The organism is Arthrobacter sp. UYCu511 (genome assembly GCF_040547105.1).
Taxonomy (GTDB): domain Bacteria; phylum Actinomycetota; class Actinomycetes; order Actinomycetales; family Micrococcaceae; genus Specibacter; species Specibacter psychrochitiniphilus.
This window is the reverse complement of record NZ_JBEPPB010000002.1, coordinates 70,691-86,589: the sequence shown is the minus strand read 5'-3', so window position 1 is coordinate 86,589 and position 15,899 is coordinate 70,691. Positions and strand designations below refer to the sequence as shown.

At 62.0% G+C, this 15,899-nt stretch carries 12 protein-coding genes and 1 tRNA gene; 7 read left to right on the top strand and 6 right to left on the bottom strand.

What is annotated here, in order from left to right:
• Positions 1–8: 8 nt before the first annotated feature.
• Positions 9–1,424 (bottom strand): phosphomannomutase/phosphoglucomutase, encoded by a 1,416-nt coding sequence (locus ABIB48_RS03695; protein WP_315914067.1) that lies wholly within the window; start codon positions 1,422–1,424, stop codon positions 9–11.
• Positions 1,425–1,519: 95 nt separating this feature from the next.
• Here ABIB48_RS03695 and ABIB48_RS03690 point away from each other — a divergent pair, with 95 nt between their 5' ends.
• A complete protein-coding gene (locus ABIB48_RS03690; RefSeq protein WP_354212142.1) occupies positions 1,520–3,682 on the top strand; it encodes a RecQ family ATP-dependent DNA helicase in 2,163 nt (720 codons plus the stop codon).
• A 204-nt stretch (positions 3,683–3,886) separates the two neighbouring features.
• Here ABIB48_RS03690 and ABIB48_RS03685 read toward each other — a convergent pair whose 3' ends face one another.
• Both ABIB48_RS03685 and ABIB48_RS03680 read right to left on the bottom strand, forming a co-directional pair.
• On the bottom strand, positions 3,887–4,645 hold the full coding sequence (locus ABIB48_RS03685; RefSeq protein WP_354212140.1) for an SDR family NAD(P)-dependent oxidoreductase: 759 nt from the start codon (positions 4,643–4,645) through the stop codon (positions 3,887–3,889).
• Positions 4,646–5,530 (bottom strand): fumarylacetoacetate hydrolase family protein, encoded by an 885-nt coding sequence (locus ABIB48_RS03680; RefSeq protein ID WP_354212138.1) that lies wholly within the window; start codon positions 5,528–5,530, stop codon positions 4,646–4,648. It abuts the gene before it with no gap.
• A 209-nt stretch (positions 5,531–5,739) separates the two neighbouring features.
• Between ABIB48_RS03680 and ABIB48_RS03675 the strand changes: the two genes are divergently transcribed.
• The 5 genes from ABIB48_RS03675 to ABIB48_RS03655 are packed head-to-tail and all read left to right on the top strand — an operon-like array spanning position 5,740 to position 10,655.
• The gene (locus ABIB48_RS03675) at positions 5,740–7,071 is read left to right on the top strand and encodes an L-fuconate dehydratase (protein WP_354212136.1); all 1,332 of its coding nucleotides are present in this window, start codon (positions 5,740–5,742) and stop codon (positions 7,069–7,071) included.
• 2 nt (positions 7,072–7,073) lie between these two features.
• Positions 7,074–8,495, top strand: a complete 1,422-nt coding sequence (locus ABIB48_RS03670; protein ID WP_354212134.1) for an alpha-L-fucosidase — start codon at positions 7,074–7,076, stop codon at positions 8,493–8,495.
• Positions 8,496–8,531: 36 nt separating this feature from the next.
• Positions 8,532–8,846, top strand: a complete 315-nt coding sequence (locus ABIB48_RS03665) for an L-rhamnose mutarotase (protein ID WP_354212132.1) — start codon at positions 8,532–8,534, stop codon at positions 8,844–8,846.
• Positions 8,843–9,811, top strand: a complete 969-nt coding sequence (locus ABIB48_RS03660; RefSeq protein ID WP_354212130.1) for an aldo/keto reductase — start codon at positions 8,843–8,845, stop codon at positions 9,809–9,811. The genes ABIB48_RS03665 and ABIB48_RS03660 overlap by 4 nt, the downstream gene beginning before the upstream one ends.
• The gene (locus ABIB48_RS03655) at positions 9,804–10,655 is read left to right on the top strand and encodes an amidohydrolase family protein (protein WP_354212128.1); all 852 of its coding nucleotides are present in this window, start codon (positions 9,804–9,806) and stop codon (positions 10,653–10,655) included. Before ABIB48_RS03660 ends, ABIB48_RS03655 begins: the two co-directional genes overlap by 8 nt.
• Before the next feature lie 57 nt (positions 10,656–10,712).
• Here ABIB48_RS03655 and ABIB48_RS03650 read toward each other — a convergent pair whose 3' ends face one another.
• From ABIB48_RS03650 to ABIB48_RS03640, 3 genes are all read right to left on the bottom strand, one after another.
• On the bottom strand, positions 10,713–11,384 hold the full coding sequence (locus ABIB48_RS03650; RefSeq protein WP_315914074.1) for a FadR/GntR family transcriptional regulator: 672 nt from the start codon (positions 11,382–11,384) through the stop codon (positions 10,713–10,715).
• Between the two features lie 134 nt (positions 11,385–11,518).
• A tRNA-Ser gene (locus ABIB48_RS03645) sits at positions 11,519–11,610 on the bottom strand.
• A 92-nt stretch (positions 11,611–11,702) separates the two neighbouring features.
• Positions 11,703–13,805 carry a prolyl oligopeptidase family serine peptidase gene (locus ABIB48_RS03640; RefSeq protein WP_354212125.1) on the bottom strand — a complete coding sequence of 701 codons (2,103 nt, stop codon included), beginning with the start codon at positions 13,803–13,805 and terminating at the stop codon, positions 11,703–11,705.
• 100 nt (positions 13,806–13,905) lie between these two features.
• Here ABIB48_RS03640 and ABIB48_RS03635 point away from each other — a divergent pair, with 100 nt between their 5' ends.
• A complete protein-coding gene (locus ABIB48_RS03635) occupies positions 13,906–15,849 on the top strand; it encodes an FAD/NAD(P)-binding protein (protein ID WP_354212123.1) in 1,944 nt (647 codons plus the stop codon).
• Positions 15,850–15,899: the final 50 nt, after the last annotated feature.

Below are 15,899 nucleotides of genomic sequence, written 5' to 3'. Positions count from 1 at the left end.
CTGGCGGGCTAGCGGCGGACCAGCTCAAGAACGGCGTCGCGCAGATCAGCCATGGTCACGGCATCAACAGCTTCGGCATTCAGGCGCAGGAAAGGCTCGGTGTTGGAGGCGCGCAGGTTAAACCACCAGGAACCGTCCTTGGCGGTAAAGGTGACGCCGTCCAGTTCATCAACCACTACGTCTTCACGGGTGTAGGCCTGACGTACCCGGGCTACTGCGGCGGGGACATCGGCCAGCTGGGAGTTGATTTCACCGCTGGATGCGTAAGGTTCGTATTCGCGGCCCAGATCCGATAGCGGACCATCCTGCTCGCCTAAGGCGGCCAGGACGTGCATGGCTGCGAGCATGCCGGTGTCTGCATTGAAGAAATCGCGGAAGTAGTAGTGAGCGGAGTGCTCCCCACCAAACACTGCGCCTTCTGCAGCCATGGTTGCCTTGATGAAGGAATGGCCCACGCGCGTGCGGACGGCTCGGCCGCCGTCGTGCTCGATCAGTTCCGGTACCGCACGGGAGGTGATGAGGTTGTGGATGACTGTGGGGTGTTCCTCTCCGCCCTTCTTGGCTCGCGCAATCTCGCGGCGGGCCACCAAAGCCGTAACGGCCGACGGCGAAACGGGCGCCCCCAGCTCGTCAATTACAAAGCAACGGTCGGCGTCGCCGTCGAACGCCAAACCAATGTCCGCACCATGCTTGACTACGGCCGCCTGCAGATCCACCAGGTTGGCCGGCTCCAAGGGGTTGGCCGGGTGATTGGGGAAGGTGCCATCGAGCTCAAAGTACAGCGGCACAATCTCAAAGGGCAGGCCGGGCAACAGTGCACTGCCCAGCACGGCCGGAGTGGTCATACCAGCCATGCCGTTACCGGCGTCAACCACTATCTTTAGCGGGCGTGAGGCAGAGAGATCCACCAGAGAACGCAGGTACTGTGAGTAGTCCTTCAGGACATCCGCGGTGCCAATGCTGCCTACGGTTTTATCGGCCGGAATTCCATTGGCCAGATAAGACTGGGCGAGGTCCCGGATCTCGGTCAAACCAGTTTCCGAGGAAAGCGGCACGGCGCCGGGCTTGGTCATCTTCATGCCGTTATATTCAGCCGGGTTATGACTGGCAGTGAAAACCACGCCGGCAGCCTTGAGCGCACCCGAAGCGAAGTACAGCTCATCGGTGGAGATCAGCCCCAGCAGCTGAACATTGGCACCCCTGCCGGATGCGCCCTCGGCAAAGGCTGCCGAGAACTCGGGGGAGGAGGGGCGCATATCGCCACCAACCAAGACGTTTTGGCCCTCAAGGCCCAGCACATCGACAAAAGCAGCACCCACGGCCTTGACGGAGGAGGCAGTAATGGACTGGCCCACAATGCCACGGACGTCATACGCTTTGAAGGAAGTGGAGAGGTCAACCGGGAAATTCTCTTCAGTAGTCACCCCATCATCTTAGCGTTGAGGAGCAAACCGTGAAGTTATCCACAGTTTCCCCGGGGTGGGCGCCCATTGTCGGTGGCCGCTGGAATACTGGGGATATGACGACGCAACCAACCCCCGGTACTTCCACAACATCCCACAGCGCCTCCGCTACCAGGGCTCAGGCGCTGGAAGTGCTACGGGCCTTGGTAGGCCGGGAGGATGCAGACTTTCATGATGGCCAGTATGAAGCCATTGAAGCGCTGGTGGACGCCGGACGCCGGGCCTTGGTGGTCCAGCGCACCGGCTGGGGAAAATCGGCCGTGTACTTTGTTGCCTCGCTGCTGCTGCGGGCCCGGGGCGCCGGCCCAACCCTGATTGTCTCGCCCCTGCTGGCACTCATGCGTGATCAAGTTGCCGCAGCGGAGCGGGCGGGAGTGCGGGCCATGGCCATCAACTCCGCCAATGCCACGGAATGGGGTGAAGTCTCGGCCGCCCTGGCCGCCGATCAGGTGGACGTGCTGTTGGTGTCCCCTGAACGGCTGACGAACCCGTCCTTCCGGGAAAATCAGCTGCCCATGCTCATTGCGCGTACTGGCCTGTTGGTTGTTGACGAGGCCCATTGCATCTCCGACTGGGGCCACGATTTCCGCCCCGATTACCGCCGTATTGCGGATTTGATTGCCCAGCTTCCGGCATCCGTGCCCGTACTGGCCACCACCGCCACCGCCAACTCGCGGGTAGTGGCTGATATTGAGGAACAGCTCGGGGCCGGGGTGTTCACCATCCGAGGCCCGCTGGCGCGGAAATCCTTGCGGCTGGGGGTGCTGCGGCTGCCCGATTCTCGTGATCGGCTCGGCTGGTTGCTGACGCATTTGGCACAACTGCCGGGCAGCGGCATCATCTACACCCTCACGGTTTCCGCGGCCGAGGACACCGCACGGCTGCTCTCTGAAGCAGGGCATGTGGTCAAGGCCTATACGGGACGTACCGACACCATGGAACGCGAGAACCTGGAAGAGGCGCTCAAGAACAACCAGGTCAAGGCGCTCGTGGCCACCAGCGCCTTGGGTATGGGGTTCGACAAGCCGGACCTGGGCTTCGTGGTGCACTTGGGGGCGCCCTCATCCCCTGTGGCCTACTACCAGCAAGTAGGGCGTGCCGGCCGTGGCAGCGCCAACGCGGACGTGCTCCTCTTGCCCGGCAGTGAGGACGCCGAAATTTGGCGCTACTTTGCCACGGCCTCCATGCCGGCCCAGGACAAGGCCATGGCAGTCTTGCAAACGCTGGGCGAATCACCCAAGGCCATGTCCACCCCGGCACTGGAAGCCAAAGTTGACCTGCGGCGGACCCCGCTGGAGCTGCTGTTGAAGGTGCTGGCTGTTGACGGGGCCGTCCGGAGGGTCACGGGAGGCTGGGAATCCACGGGCCAGCCCTGGGTCTATGACGAACAACGGTACCGCCGGATTGCCGCAGCCCGTGTGGATGAGCAGCAATCCATGGTGGAGTACGAGCGCATGTCAGGGTGCCGGATGGAATACCTAGCCGCCGCGCTGGACGATGAAACCGCGTCTCCGTGCGGGCGGTGCGATAACTGTACGGGCCGCTGGTTTGCCGCAGACGTTGGCCAAGGAGCTGCCGAACGTGCCGGGGAATCGCTGCGTCATGCCGGACTGCCGCTTGATCCACGCGCCATGTGGCCTACCGGCATGGACAAGCTGGGGGTTCCGGTCAAGGGCAAACTGAAAGCCAACGAGCTGCTCTCAACCGGACGAGTTCTGGCCAGACTCAGCGATCTGGGATGGGGCAATGCCCTACGGGCCATGTTTGCATCCGGCGCCCCGGATGTTCCTATGGACCCGGCCATGGCCCAAGCCGTAGTAGCGGTGCTGCGCGAATGGGGTCAGCACGGTTGGGAAGGTGCCGGACGTCCCGTGGCAGTGGTCTCGATGCCGTCCCGGAAGAAGCCATTGTTGTTGCAGTCCTTCGCCCAAGCCATCTGTGAGATTGGCCAGCTGCCGTACCTGGGTGAATTATCGCTGCAATTCGGTGGACCCACGGGGGAGCGCGGAGGCAATAGCGCCTACCGCCTGGCCGGTGTCTGGGATCGCTTTGAGGTGGGGCCAGAGCTGGCATCCGCGCTCGCGGATGGCCCGGATGGCCCGGTTTTGCTGCTCGATGATCTGGTGGATAGCCGCTGGTCCCTCACGGTTGCCGGACGTGCCCTGCGTGCCGCAGGGGCGGAACAGGTCCTGCCACTGGTGCTGGCCCAAGCCGGCTAAAGCTTCCCCGCTCCCGCCGGAACGCTCCCGCTCAACATGCTGGGTCATCTTTCGGCATTAACCCAAAACGCTATCGCAGCAATGGTTGGAAGCTCGGGAACGCTAGTGCACACAGTGGTATAGCGTTCCCAAAAATCGCGCCATTGCTGCGATAGCGTCTGGGAAACGGGGCCCGAAGGTAACCGAGCGTCCGCGAGGTGGTGGTTACTGACCGGCGGGGCGCAGACGCAGGGCCTGCATGCCGCCGTCAACGGCAATGGAAATACCTGTGGTGGAACCTGAAAGCGGGCTCGCCAAGTACGCCACGGCGCCCGCAACCTCATCGGCGGCAACCAGCCGGCCGTGCGGTTGACGGGCGTTCAAAGCAGCACGCTCCGCTACCGGATCCGGTGCCGAATCCATGAGCCGGCTGATCCACGGTGTGTCAGCCGTACCGGGGTTGACTGCGTTGACGCGTACCCCTTCACACAGGTGGTCTGCTGCCATGGCCTGAGTCAAGGACAAAACAGCGCCCTTGGTGGCGGAATACAGTGCGCGTTGCGGTAAGCCTGCGGTGGCCGCGATGGAGCAGGTGTTCACAATAGCCGCGGCAGATGACTTGCGCAGATGCGGCAGGGCTGCGCGGGAAACGCGGACCATGCCAACAACGTTGATGTCCCAGACGCGAGCCCATTCGGCGTCGTCATTGTCTTCCACGGTGCCTTGGGCGCCGATGCCTGCGTTGTTGATGAGAATGTCAACCCCGCCAAAGGCTGCCACGGTGCCCTCGATCGCGGCCTTGACGGATGCGTCGTCAGCTACGTTGCAGACAAACCCAAGCTGGCCCTCGGGCAGATCCGCAGGATTCAGGTCAAGAACCGAGATGTTCGCGCCCATGGACTGCAGCTTGGCGGCGATCGCTGCGCCAATTCCTGATGCACCGCCGGTGACAACGGCTGTCAGAGCTGAAAGCTCGGGGCTCATCTAGGCTTGCTTTGCAGCGGGTGCGGCCCGGAAGAATTCCTGGCGCTGGCGCCCCAAACCGGCGATCTCCACTTCCACGACGTCGCCGTCCTGGATGTAGGGGAAACGGCCGGACAGGGCAACGCCTTCCGGGGTCCCGGTCAGAATGACATCGCCGGCTTCCAGCACCATGTACTGGCTCAGATGGTGAATGATGGTGGGAACATCGAAGATCAAATCTGTGGTGTTGGAGTTCTGGCGGGGCTCACCGTTGACCCAGGTCTGGAGCTGAAGGTTGCTGGCGTCTATTGCATCAGCAGGAACAAACCACGGCCCCAGCGGCGTGGACTTGGGAAGCGACTTACCCTTGGTCCACTGCCCGGCGGCACCCGGGAGCTGGTATTCGCGCTCCGAGAGGTCGTTGGCAATGAGATAACCGGCGACGGCGGATGCGGCCTCGGAGACATCGGACAGGTAGCTGACCTCACGGCCCACAACGATTCCTAGTTCCACCTCCCAGTCATACTTGGCCGAGTTCGGCGGGATGGGGGCGGCATCGAACGGGCCGGACACCGTGTTGTTGGGCTTTAGGAAGACCACCGGACTGGTGGGCGGCTCCGCACCTGACTCTGCCGCGTGAGCTGCGTAGTTCATGCCGACGCAGACCACATTGTTGGGTCGTGAGATGGGGGAACCGATGCGCAGCCCATCAGCGTTGTCCAAGACCGGCAAGGATTCATTGGCCAACGCGGTTCGCAGGGCGGCGATGCCGTCATTGGACAGGAAGGCCCCATCGATGGCGGAGGTTACGGGGCGAGCGTCATAGACGCGTTCAACACCAGCGGAATCGAGCGCGATGACAACGGGAATTTCTTGTCCTTGATCACCAAGACGTGCAATCTTCATTGATTTCCTATCCTTACTGCGGCCGCACCGTTGCGGCCCTTGTGGCTCAGAAACCTCCGTAACAGAGGTCAGTAACGTCTGAGCTTTAAGGTAACTTTACCCACTCATTGCAATTATTTCAGCATTTTGAGACATATTGACATGCGAAACATCGGATGTTTAGCTTGAGGCAACTTCTATTATCTCTAATTCTCTCCTAGGGAGCACCTGTGAGTACCATCATTGCCGTTGAGACCAGCGACGTCCGTTTCCCTACCTCACGTGATCTGGATGGCTCCGATGCCATGAACCCGGATCCGGACTATTCGGCAGCGTACTTGCGTGTTGTTACGGACCACGGCGACGGTCATGAAGGTCACGGTTTCGTGTTCACTATTGGGCGGGGAAATGACGTGGAAACGGCCGCTATCAAGGCGCTGACGCCATATCTCATGGGCCGGAATGTGGAGAATTTGCTTGCGGATATGGGTGCCACCTACAAGGAGTTCATCAACGATTCCCAGTTGCGCTGGCTCGGTCCTGAGAAAGGTGTCATGCACATGGCAATTGGTGCTGTGGTCAATGCGCTGTGGGATTTGAAAGCCAAACGTGCAGGCCTGCCCTTGTGGCAGTTACTGGGGACCATGAGTCCCGAGGAGCTCGTGAACCTGGTTGACTTCCGCTACCTCAGCGATGCCCTCACCCCCGAGGACGCCTTGGAGATTCTGCGTGCCGCAGAGCCTGGCCGTGATGAGCGCATGGCTACCTTGATGGCGGAGGGCTACCCGGGCTACACCACCACACCAGGCTGGTTGGGGTATTCGGATGAGAAGCTCACACGGCTGGCGCACGAGGCCGTTGCCGAAGGTTTCTTGCAGATCAAGCTCAAGGTAGGTGCCGACCTCGCGGATGACGTGCGCCGTCTGCGTACCGCACGTGCCGCCGTGGGACCAGACATCAAGATTGCCGTGGATGCCAACCAGCGTTGGGATGTGGATCAGGCCATCGAATGGATGTCCCATCTGGCCGAGTTTAATATTGCCTGGATCGAGGAACCCACCAGCCCTGACGACATTTTGGGGCACGCAGCCATTGCCCGCGGCGTGGCACCGATCCCGGTGGCCACCGGCGAGCATGTGCAGAACCGTATTGTGTTCAAGCAGATGCTACAGGCGGGCGCGCTGCAGGTCTTGCAGATTGATGCAGCCCGTGTGGCTGGAGTCAACGAAAACGTGGCCATCTTGTTGCTGGCCGCCAAGTTCGGTGTCCGGGTCTGCCCGCACGCCGGCGGTGTAGGCCTATGCGAGGCCGTGCAGCACCTGGCCATGTTTGACTTTCTCGCCGTCTCCGGCAAAAAGGATGACCGCATGATCGAGTTCGTGGACCACCTCCACGAGCACTTCCTCACCCCGATTGATGTTCATGACGGCCGCTACTGGCCGCCCGTTGCTCCCGGTGGCGGCAGCGAAATGTATGCTGCATCCGTAGCGGAGTACAGCTTCCCGGACGGGGCCTTCTGGGTTGCGGACGCGGCGAGTGCCGTGGAAAAGGACATGGTTTAGTCATGTCAGAGCTAGCCATCCCCAATCAGTCTGCCCCCAACAAAACCATCCCCCAGTCCACCCCAGCGCAAGCTGTTTCAGCCCGAGCCGATTCAGCCCAAGCCACCATCCCCCATGCTCCCTGGTTCACCGAGGACAGGCTCGGCATGTTTGTGCACTGGGGTTTGTACTCCCTCGCTGCGCGCCATGAGTGGGTCATGTACCGGGAGAACATGAGTGTTGGGGAGTACCGCAAGTACTTTGATCACTTTGAGCCGGACCTCTATGACCCCCGTGAATGGGCCGCCGCGGCCAAAAATGCGGGGATGAAGTACGTGGTCCTGACCACCAAACACCACGACGGTTTCGCGTTGTGGGATTCTGCCCTCACGGAGTACAAATCCACCAACACCCCCTGCGGAAAGGATCTGCTGACACCTTATGTGGCGGCACTGCGGGAGGTGGGGCTCAAAGTTGGCTTGTACCATTCGGTCATCGACTGGCATCACGGGGATTTCACCATTGACGGCAACCACGCTGACCGGAACAACCCGGATTGGCAGGAGTTGAACAAGGGGCGCGATGGGGACCGGTACCGTAAATATTTGCACGGCCAGGTCCGTGAACTACTCAGCAATTATGGGCAGATTGACTACTTGTTCTTTGATTTCTCCTATCCGGATGTTGCAACTGCCAACCCCGACGGCGGTGGGAGGTTCCCCGGTAAGGGAGCCGCTGACTGGGGCTCAGCCGAGCTGATGAAGATGATCCGGGAACTGCAGCCGGGCATTGTGGTCAATGACCGGCTCAATGTGCCCGGGGACTTTCTCACGCCGGAGCAATATCAGCCGGCAGGGCCCATGATCAGCGGGGACAAGGAAGTGCCTTGGGAAGCGTGCCAAACTCTGAACGGAAGCTGGGGCTATGACAGGGACAATCTGGATTACAAATCTGCCGAACAACTCATCCGCATGCTCATTGACGGTGTGTCCAAGGGAGGGAACTTGCTGCTGAATGTGGGTCCCACGGCTCGTGGCGAAATTGATCCCAGCGCACACGAGCTACTGGCTGCCATGGGCGAATGGATGCATCTGCACGGGCGCTCCATTTACGGTGCCGGGGCCTCGGGCCTGCAAGCGCCAGCGGATACCCGCTACACCCTGCGTGGCAACAGGCTGTACTTGCATCTTTTTGCCTGGCCGTTCCAGTTCATCCATCTGCCCGGCCTGGCCGGAAAGGTGCGGTACGCGCAGTTGCTTAACGATGCCTCAGAAGTTGCCATGCAAGTCCTTGATCCGGGGCAGTCCGCTGGCAACATGACCCCTGCCGGCCAAGCACCCGGTACCTTGACCTTGAAATTACCCGTCCAACGCCCCGGCGTGAGCGTGCCTGTCATTGAACTGTTCCTGAATCCTGAATCCCAAATCCTGAATCCTGAATCCTGACGACTGACCCGATTGAGCACCGAAGGAGCCCCGCGCATGAGCCAGAAGATCGCCCTCCACACCCGGCTAAAGCCCGGCAAAGAGGCTGAATATGACGCCGTCCATGCCCGCATCAGTGACGAGCTTGACGCTGCACTTCGCACCGCCGGGGTCACAGCATGGAACATTTGGCGCAGTGGACGGGAGCTTTTTCATGTGGTGGAAGTGGCCGATTACCAAGCCATGCGCAAGGAATTGGCCCGCAACCCCATCAACACTGCGTGGCAGGCTCTCATGAGTGAACTGCTGGAAGTTGAGGACGACTACTCCGGTGATGACATGGGTCTGGCACAAGTGTGGGAACTGCCATGAGCGTGCCAGAACTGGGCCGTTTGGGATTTGGTGCCGCAGGAATCGGCAATCTCAACCGTGCCATGGACAGCGACGTTGCCGCCGCCACCCTCGCCGCCGGGTGGGACGCGGGCATCAGATACTTTGACACAGCACCCCATTACGGACTGGGCCTATCCGAACGACGTGTGGGCGCTTTCCTGGCCGGCAAACCGCGAGAGGACTTTGTCATTTCCACTAAGGTAGGCCGCGTTCTGGAATCGGTGGAGAACCCCTCGGGCGCTCGCGATGAGCAGGGCTTTGACGTTCCTGCAGACACCGTTCGCCGCTGGGACCCGTCAGAGGCGGGGATCCGCCGCAGTATTGAGGACTCCCTGACCCGCACTGGGCTGAACCGGATCGACATCGCCTACCTGCACGACCCGGACGTGTACGACCTCGAGGCCGGAATTAGGAAGGCCCTTCCCGCCTTGGTGAAGCTGCGCGAGGAGGGCCTGGTGTCTGCCATTGGCGTCGGCGCCAACTCGGCGAAGGCCCTGCGTGAGTGTGTCCTCGGAGCAGACCTTGACATCATTATGCTGGCCGGGCGCTACACGTTGTTGGAACAGCCGGGCGCCGCAGACCTCATGCCCCTGTGCCTGGAGCGCGGTGTGGGTATTGCCAACGTTGGTGTGTACAACTCCGGCCTGCTGGCTCGGCCGGTGGTGCCCGAGGACGCGAATTACAACTATGAACCGGCCCCGGCGGACATCTTGGCCCGCGCCAAGGCCCTCGCTGCCTGCTGCGACGAATTCGGTGTTGAATTGCCAGCCGCTGCGCTGCAATTTGCTGCCGCCCACCCGGCTGTGAGCACCGTAGTGGTTGGTGCGTCCAACCCGGATCAAATCACTCAAACAGCGGCACGGATGGCGGCCCAGATTCCGCCCGAGCTTTGGACCGCACTGGTGTCCCGCGGTCTCCTGACGGAAGATCTCGTCTTTGCCTAGCGCGGACGCGGTGGCTCGGGTTGATTCTCACCTGCACCTGTGGGAACTGGGGGAGGGGCGGTATTCCTGGCTGCAACCTGGCCACGGCGTACTGTACAACTCCTTCACCGCGGAGCAGGCGTGGGAAGCACTGTCCGGCGCTGGCGTGCAGCAGGCCATCGTGGTCCAGGCTGACGATGCCGCCAGTGACACTGAAGCCATGCTTGCCGCGGCAGATGCCAACGACTGGATCATCGGCGTCGTGGGGTGGTTGCCGCTGGAAGATCCGTCTGGCGCTGCCGCACTCCTGGAACAATGGAGCGCCAACCCCAAATTCTGCGGTGTCCGGACACTGATCCACGACGACCCCCGCCCCAAGGTGCTGGAGCTTCCGGCAGTCCGCGAAACCCTGGCGTTGCTGGAGCGGGCAGGGATTGCCTTTGACGTTCCCGATGCCTTCCCGCGCCATCTGGGGCAAGTGGCTCAGCTGGCACGGGATTTTCCGCAGCTGCGGGTGGTGGTTGACCATCTGGGTAAGCCGCCGCGCGGAGGCGTAGAAGCCATGGCCGTATGGGAGGCGCAGTTGCGCGCCGTGGCGGCGTTTCCCAACACCGTGGCTAAAGTTTCGGGGCTGCATATGGACGGTGCACAATTTTCCACAGCAGCGTTGCAGCAGGTGTGGGGCGTTGCTCTGGAAGCTTTCGGTCCCCATCGGCTGATGTTTGGTGGTGACTGGCCGGTGAGTTTGCTTGGTGCCAGTTATGCGCAGACCATAGCGGTGGCGGGTGACCTTATCGAAACGTTGAGCCCAGCGGAATCCCAGGCCATCTGGTCCGGGACGGCGCTGCGTACCTATCGTCGCTAGTCGCCCCCCGGGAGAGCCATGGCAGAGGCAAGGCTGCCTGCGGAGTGCGGGCTCTCCCTAGAGTGCCTGACGGAGCCAGTGCTCCACTGCGCTAATGTGAACAGTTAGGAGCGACTTTGCCAGGTCCGCGTCACCGCGTTCCAGGGCTTCAATGATGGCGGTATGTTCTGCCAACGTGCGGTCCACTGCCTTTTCTTGGGTCAGGCCCCGCCAGATGCGGGCGCGCACGGTGCTACTGGAGAGGGCATCCAGGACACTGGCCAGATAGCTGTTATCTGCCGCAGAGGTGATGAGCTGGTGGAAGATGAGATCGTGTTCCACGAGTGCTTCCACACTGGTCGCATCGTCAATGGTCTCCATGGTGGCGCGCAGTGAGGCAATTTGTTCGGGTGTGATGCGCGTGGCGGCAATGGCTGCTGCGGCCGGTTCCAGGATTCGACGCACTTCGAAGATGTCCAAAATGGACTCATCCTGGTGAAGGTCCACAATGAACGTCATGGCCTCCGTCAGTAGCTTGGGTTCCAGGCTTGTCACATAGGTGCCGTCGCCGCGGCGTACATCCAGGACGCGGATAATCTCCAGGGCTTTGACCGCTTCGCGCAAGGAGCTGCGGGACAGGCCCAGTTTTTCGCTGAGTTCCTTTTCCGGAGGCAGCCTGTCCCCGGCACAAAGTTCCCCGGAGATGATCATGTCCTTGATCTTGGTAATTGCTTCATCTGTCACAGCCATGCTGCCAGTGTAATGGTCTGATGTTTGTTTAGTGACCAGGATCGCTGTCTTGAGAACAGAATGTACACGTTAGTCACGGGATTTTATCGATAAAACAAAAATGCGCTCCTCGACGAATCGAGGAGCGCATTTTTTGGCGGAGACGGGGAGATTTGAACTCCCGGTGGAGTTTAACCCCCACACTTCATTAGCAGTGAAGCCCATTCGGCCGCTCTGGCACGTCTCCAGCACTGGCTAAGGTAGAAGCCCCTAACCAGCATCCCAAACTTTACCCAGAAACAGGCCTGCAAAGCAAAACGAGGGCCGGGTGCGCCAAAATTACAGGCTTCCGGTGAGTGCCCGCCACAGGAATTCGTGCGATGCGCTGTGCAGCCGGGCGGCCTGTTCATTGTTGCCAGCACCGGCATGTCCACCTTCCAGCGCCTCGTGAAAGAGCGCCGGAATGCCCATGGCTTCCATCCGTGCCGCCATCTTCCGCGCCTGCACCGGTCCCACCCGATCATCCGAGGTGGCCGTCCAAAAGAATGCCGCCGGGTACTTCACCTCGGCGAGTAGCAAATGGTAGGGCGAGAACGTTTTGATGTATTCCCACTGCTCCGGCACATCCGGGTCACCATACTCGGCAATCCAGGAGGCTCCGGCGGAGAGTTTGGTATACCTGCGCATATCCAGCAACGGCACGCCGCAGGAGATGGCACCGAACAAGGACGGATACTGCGTGAGCATGTTTCCCACCAGCAGCCCCCCATTGCTCCCGCCAGCACATCCCAACTTGGCTGCTGTAGCCACCCCGCGCGCTGCCAAATCCAAGGCCACCGCGGCAAAGTCCTCATACGCCCGGTGCCGGTTTTCGCCCAGCGCGGCCGTGTGCCAGCTGGGCCCATACTCGCCGCCGCCGCGAATATTCGCCACCACGTACACGCCCCCACGCTCTAGCCAGGTACGCCCCACCGCACCGCTGTACGACGGCGTCCGCGACACCTCAAACCCGCCGTAGCCACTGAGCAAGGTGGGGTTGGCGCCGTCGAGCGTTAAATCCTTGGGTCCCACCTGGAAATAAGGCACACGAGTGCCGTCAGCGGAGGTGGCAAAGTGCTGCTCCACGCTGTACTTTTCCGCGGTGAAGAACGCCGGAGCTTCCCGCACCAGCGCTGCCGGTGCCCTTTCGCGGGGCTCAAGGGTGCCGCGGTACACGGTGGACGGGGTGAGGAAACCAGTGGCAATGAGCCAGTAGTCGTTGCCGGCCTCTGGATCCTCGTTGTCCACGGCGTACGCGTCCACGGAGTGCAGCGGCGGGCAGGCATCTAATTCCGTGGCGGTCCAGTCCGCGGCGGGATCCAGGATCAGGATTTTGGAGGAAACATCAGATAACAAGTTCAGCAGCAGGTAGTCCCGGGTCCAACTCCAGGACTGCAGGGATTCCGCGGCGGTCGGGGCAAAAATGGCTGCCAGGTCACGGCTCCCGGCCAGGAACGCGGATAGTTCAATGGCCAGCAAGGTCCCGGCGGCGTACACGGTCCCGGCAACGTCCCAGTCCGTACGTGGGCGCAGCAGCAGCCATTGGTGGTGGAGGGAAACATTCACATCGTCAGGGACCTCGATATGGACCCAGTCATCGCCTACGCGCAAGTAACTGCGGCTGTTGTAGAAATCCAGCACGTCATAAGCCACATCGCGTTCAAAACCGGGAGTGCTGCTGTGGGAGACGCCGCCGCTCAAATGATCCAGCGGAACCGAGAACAGCGGCTCCTTTGCGCCCATCTCCGCCAGGGATTCCCCGCGGCGCAGCACCCGGGCGGCGGCAGGGTAGGAGGAAGCCGTCATGGAACCTTCCCCAGTGTCGGTGCCCACGTACAGCGTGTCCGCATCCAACCACGAAAGCCGGGTCTTCGCTGCCGGAAGGTCAAAGCCGCCCGGCACAAAACTGCGCGTTGTCAGATCAAACTCCCGGTAGGAGACCGCATCGCCGCCGTCGGGGGAGAGCGCCAGCATGGCCAAGCGGTAGTCCGCTCCGGGGGCTGGACGCAGGAATGAGGCCCCCGCCCACAGCCACTGTGCGTCCTCCGCAGCGCACAGCGCGTCTACATCCAGCAGCACATCCCACTCCGGTGCGGCACTGAGGTAGCTCTCCCATGAGGTACGGCGCCAGAGCCCGCGCGGGTTCACCTCATCCCGCCAGAAGTTGTAGTACCAGGCGCCGCGCTTGGACACCAGGGGGATCCTGTCCTTGGAGTCCAGCACCTCCAGGACCCGGGCTTCCATGGCGGTGTACGCGGGGTTCACGAGGGTGGCGTCGGTGCGGGCGTTGTGCTCGCGTACCCACTCCATGGGCGCCTCGCCGTGGATGTCCTCGAGCCACAAGAACTCGTCGGCGGGCTGGTTGGCTATCTGTTGGGGGGTGGCAGTCACGGCTTCAGTCATGGCACCATCCTAGGCAACGCCAACAGCAGCCGCACGGTACCGGGACCTCACCGCAGCATCCCACGCAACTTTGGGGTGCCCCATCCGTTAAGCTCAGAGGGTGGAATTAACAAGTGTGCAGACGGTGGCAATTGTGGGTGCGGGGCCCCGCGGGACTTCCGTCATGGAGCGGCTGCTGGCCCACCACGCCGCAGGGCACCGCACACGGGCACTGCACATCCACCTGATCGATCCCTTCCCGCCCGGTGCGGGCCACGTCTGGCGCACGGAGCAGTCACGCCTGTACTTGATGAATACGCAAAGTTTTTTCCCCACACTGATCCCGGACCAAGGGGTCAGTGCGCCTGCGCTGGCAGCTTGCAGCTTCAACCAATGGCGTGAAATTCAACAGCACACACCGTGGGAACGCCTCAGCGGCGGGGACAAGGCTGAACTGGCCGTCCTCGGCGCCGCAAATTTTCCCAGCCGCGCTCTCTACGGCAGGTACCTGAGCTGGTGCTTTGAACAGCTCACAGCCACCCTGCCCGACGGCGTGAGCCTCACCGTCCATCCCGCTGAAGCCAAGCGCGTGGTGCGCGATCACAGCAGTGGCGGATTCACCGTAGTCCTGGTGAGCGGGGAAAGCCTGGCCGTGGACCAAGTGGTCCTGGCGCTGGGCCATGTGGAATCAAAGTTGAGCCTGGCGCAGCAACAGCTACGGGCCGAGGCGCGTGAGCATGGCCTGACATACCTGCCCCCGGCGGTGCCCAATGACGTTGACTGGGACCAGTTGCCGGCCCGTGAAACCGTTCTGGTGCGCGGCATGGGATTGAACTTTTTTGACGTTCTGGGCCAGCTGACACAGGGGCGCGGCGGCACGTTTGAGGCCACCGGGAAACCGGCGGGGGAGGCGTTGCGGTATGTGGCGTCCGGGCGTGAACCGGTCATTGTCGGGGCGTCACGGCGCGGGACTCCTTACCGTGCGAAGGCGGAGCTGGCCAGCTACTACCCTGCAAGTGTGAGCCTGCGTTTCCTGTGCGAGGATGCCGTGGCTTCGATCCGGGCCATGGGAGCCACCGCCGGGTTTGACCACGATATTTGGCCGTTGCTGTACCGGGACACGCTCTGGGCGTACTACACCACCTTGGCCAGGACCCGCCCGGACACGGTGAGTGCCCCTTTGCTGCCGGCATTGGATGCGCTGCTGCATGTTGGGCTCGACGGCGGGGACCCGGGGTGGCAGAGCCGACTCACGGAGTTGCTGGGCAAGGGTGTGCAAGACGGGCTGGTGCTCGATCTGGAAGGGTTGGCCAGGCCGTTAGCTGCGCACCGGCTGCGGGCCGGGGCTGGGCATCGCTTCGCCACGCATGCGGACATGGATACGGCGGTTCTGGAGTACCTTTGCGCCGATGCGGCCGGGTCGGCACTGGGGGAGGATGATCCTACCAAAATGGCTATCGGGGCGTTAAATGCCGGGCGGGCTGTGATTAAATCGCTCGTGGCCGATCGCGGCATCACTCAAAGTTCTTGGCTGGGGGAGTTGCGCGGCTGGTTTGAAGGCTTCGTGGAGGGTCTGGCCAGCGGTCCGCCCGCGATCCGTGTTGAGCAACTGGCTGCGCTGGTGCGTGCCGGGGTGGTCCATTTTGTTGGCCCTGACCCAGTATTTCGCGTCCAGCACGGGGTGTTCACAGCCGTTTCTCCGTGGGTGGCTGATGCGCCGTGGGAAGCCAAGCATTTGGTAGAGGCGCTTGCCCCGGCCAACAACGTACAAGGCAGTGCGTCCACGCTGTTGGCGAACCTGCTGGCCGAGGGCGCCGTCCGTCCCCGCATGATGATGGCCTCCGACGGCGGGCCCGTGGTCACGAGCGGGCTGGACGTAAGCGCCCCGCCGTACCGCCCGTTGGATGGGACAGGTGCGCCTGTCCAGGGCATGTATGTGCTGGGCCTGCAGCTTTCCTCCACGCAGTGGGGTACCGCCATCGCGGCGGAGGCGTCGGCGCAGTACCGCAGCGGCTATAGCACGCTGCTGGATGCGGATGCTATCGCCGTGGACATCCTCGACTGAACGCTATCCCACCATTGGCGCGATTTTCGCGAACGTTATCTCTCCTTTGG

Bases quoted from the DNA above. Each gene is read 5' to 3' on its own strand.
- ABIB48_RS03680 (WP_354212138.1), bottom strand. From the start codon at position 5,530: ATGAAGATTGCACGTCTTGGTGATCAAGGACAAGAAATTCCCGTTGTC.
- ABIB48_RS03670 (WP_354212134.1), top strand. From the start codon at position 7,074: ATGTCAGAGCTAGCCATCCCCAATCAGTCTGCCCCCAACAAAACCATC.
- ABIB48_RS03660 (WP_354212130.1), top strand. From the start codon at position 8,843: ATGAGCGTGCCAGAACTGGGCCGTTTGGGATTTGGTGCCGCAGGAATC.
- ABIB48_RS03690 (WP_354212142.1), top strand. From the start codon at position 1,520: ATGACGACGCAACCAACCCCCGGTACTTCCACAACATCCCACAGCGCC.
- ABIB48_RS03640 (WP_354212125.1), bottom strand. From the start codon at position 13,805: ATGACTGAAGCCGTGACTGCCACCCCCCAACAGATAGCCAACCAGCCC.
- ABIB48_RS03650 (WP_315914074.1), bottom strand. From the start codon at position 11,384: ATGGCTGTGACAGATGAAGCAATTACCAAGATCAAGGACATGATCATC.
- ABIB48_RS03665 (WP_354212132.1), top strand. From the start codon at position 8,532: ATGAGCCAGAAGATCGCCCTCCACACCCGGCTAAAGCCCGGCAAAGAG.
- ABIB48_RS03685 (WP_354212140.1), bottom strand. From the start codon at position 4,645: ATGAGCCCCGAGCTTTCAGCTCTGACAGCCGTTGTCACCGGCGGTGCA.